This window comes from Dyadobacter sp. HNCC25DJ184, assembly GCF_056895215.1.
In genome coordinates this window covers 1-3,062 of sequence record NZ_JBXHAQ010000036.1, presented here as the reverse complement: position 1 = coordinate 3,062, position 3,062 = coordinate 1, and the positions used below count along the sequence as shown (strand labels likewise).

Annotated in this window: 2 protein-coding genes and 1 pseudogene; all 3 read left to right on the top strand. The window is 43.7% G+C overall.

The window, feature by feature from the left end; translation table 11 throughout:
• A partial coding sequence (locus AC1XUD_RS26475; RefSeq protein WP_483364063.1) for a T9SS type A sorting domain-containing protein occupies positions 1-490 on the top strand: 490 nt, incomplete at its 5' end.
• A gap of 434 nt (positions 491-924) precedes the next feature.
• Entirely contained in the window at positions 925-1,794 is an 870-nt protein-coding gene (locus tag AC1XUD_RS26470; protein ID WP_483364062.1) for a hypothetical protein, read from the top strand.
• Between the two features lie 260 nt (positions 1,795-2,054).
• Positions 2,055-3,062, top strand: a pseudogene (locus AC1XUD_RS26465) (hypothetical protein); the annotation flags it as partial.

Genomic DNA, 3,062 nt, shown 5'->3' with positions numbered 1-3,062 from the left:
CACTACTAACCTGGCATGGTCTACCAGCGAAGAAACCAACAGCGACTACTTTGGTGTTGAACGCAGTGCAGATGCTACACAATGGACGTCCATTGGCAACAAACAGGCAGCAGGAGATACAAAAATAAACCAGTCGTATACTTTCTCTGATGGCTCTCCATTTCGTGGCACTAACTACTACCGTCTGAAAATGGTGGACAAAGATGGTACGTATACATATAGCCGTTTGCGGTCTGTGAATTTTGAAGGGAATGTTTCGGTTTCTGTTTTTCCCAATCCGGTATCCGACGTACTTTTCTTAAAAGATGCAGTTCAGGGAGCGGTTCAATCAGTCTCTCTTGTGAACATGAGCGGGAAAACGGTGTACCAGTCAGCCAGTATCCCTGTGGATGGTATCAATGTAAAAGGGCTTGCCAAAGGCATGTATATCGTAAAGGTGATCAGCGCAGGTGGAGCAGTGTACACACACAAAGTAATTATTGGCAAATAATCATGCAGTGAGAAAAGTAACTTAATAGTGTAGAATACCTAAAAAGCCTTCATTGTTTTGGAGGCTTTTTGGCGTTTATAAAGGATGTTCCTTTAATCCGACAATTTAACGGATTAGAGCCGTCTCTAATAAAAGGATAATTTTTTGTCCGCCATTACCACTAACAAAATTAGAGGATTTTAAGTAGAGCCAGCCGAATTACTTACATAATCGACTACTTAATCTCATCTTTCAGTGTAGCATATACCTTTTTCTAGGCACTCTTCTTATTGCATTTACGCTCCTGGCGGTATTTTACCGTTCGGGGCTTTCGGTGACATTTGTGCCGTCGAAGAAAAACAATGATATGCTATTCTAATCAGGTTATGTCAGTCAAATTTTCTTCGATTGTATAATACATCATCAAATAACAATTAATTATTCAATTAATGAGCATGCAAACAATCAACAAATTAACAAAAACAAACAGTCATTTTTCAAATTTCGCAGACAACAAAATGAAACCGTTATTTAAAAATCCAATCAAGGCTCTTCGTATTGTTGCAATATCTTCAATGGTAATGGGAGGCAGTATTGCTGCACAAGCGCAGGTAAAAGTGGGTGCAAATCCGGGGAATATCACCACTAACGCAGTCCTTGACGTAGAAGGAACCAGTGCGCAGCGTACGGTGATTTTGCAGAATGGCAACATGGGTGTTAACGAGGCAGCTCCAACTAACAAGCTGCATGTTAAGGATGCCGCTAATCCCGTTCGTGTAGAGGGAATGAGCGCGTCAACAAATTCCGCGGACAAAGGTGTTGTCGTTGATGCTAGCGGTGTTCTTAAAATTGGGAAAAATAGTGAATCGTCGCTGGGAACAGCAATTTACCTTAAGTTGGGGGCCAATAGTCATATCCTTGCCGCTAATTCAATTCATCCTCTTACATTTAATTCTGTTATTTATAACTCAGGGGATTTTACCTATTCCAATGGTGAGATTACTTTCGCCAAGGGGGGGACTTATGTTGTTTTTTCTCAGATGTCATTCGGTTCTATTTCCGCTAATGAACAACTTTTACAAGGAGTAATAGATTCTAATAATAAGTGGATTGCAAGGGCAACTCATTACGCCGCCTCTGCGACACCGGACGGATACGTTGGGGAATGCTTTTTTGCAACATACCCTATTACTGTTACTGCTGGGCAAAGGATAAGAATGGCTGCCGTTGTGAACGTTAATGACGCATATATTCTGGCAGATGACAGTGGAGATACCGGCACTGGTGTAGCAACTACTTGCCTAATTCAAAGAGTGAGCAACTAAGTGTTTTCTTAGTCCAATTTTCTAACTGGTTAGTGACATATGACGGCCAGTGGTCAGTAATAGATTAACTTCCTTTTTTAATTGCCTTTTCGTAGAAGCTGCAATTTGTTCAAATTGTTCACTACAATATATTCAGGTAATTGTGTTGTAAGACAGATAGATTTCTATCTGTCTTACAACACAATAGGAGCAATAAAATTATCCTCTTTTACAATTGAGCTAATGATTGCTATCATTATCACCCAAGCAAATCAAAAATCATGAAAAATAGACTTTATTATTTGGCTCTGCTTCCCCTTGCCGTAACCCTTGCGGCTCATGGTCAGGGGAGCAAGATAAGCAGCACAGTACAAACCTATCCCGGCGGCTATTACGGTGTTTATGGCCAGCTGGAATTCGGGACGGGCTACATTGTTACCCCCCGGAGCTCACATGCTACCAGTAGCACCTATTTCACATCGGGTTCATCTTACACTGGTGCTTCTGCGGCGTCACATGTAGATGGGTATGCAGAAAAAGAGGGAAATACGGCTTTTGTATTTCCGATTGGTAATGCTGTAAAACTTCGCAGTGCTGGTATTTCAGCCCCGGCGGCATCGGCCCGTTTTCAGGCCGCTTACTGGTTTGTAAACCCCGATGCAGCTACGCTGCCTGCGGGCGCACCTTTTCTTACGGCCAATCTTGGATCCGGGGTGAGCTCGGTGAGTACGAAGGAATACTGGGACGTCAATGGGGCGCAGTCCGTCAACCTGACGCTTTCCTGGGATGCAGAAAGCGACCTGGCTACACTGACAAGCAATACACTTTCCAAGCTTGTTGTCGTGGGTTACAACCCTGCAACCAGCAAATGGGAAAACCTTGGCGCGGCAGGAGGTACGACCGGTGCACTGTCTACGACCGGAAGCATTACTGCAAACGGAGTTACGCCAGATAAGTATACTGCTTATACATTTGGATCTAGTGGTGCGGCTAGCGTTGCTGACCTTCGTCCTTTGTATGCCATGGGAGATGCTGGTTATATCAAACCATCATCACTTACAAAAAATGCCACACTGCGTATTTTGAACGTAGGCCAAAGCGGATCGGTATCATCAGGACCGATCACAGTCTATATTTATCCGCCAAACAACCAGTTTTCACTCGCGCTGGGCTCTGCACCCGGGTGGGCTATGACATACGATGCAGGTGGCAACTACTATACGCTGACCTCGACCTCTGTAACAGTTGCTTATGGACCAACCAACTTCAAGTCTGTTCCACTTGTTATC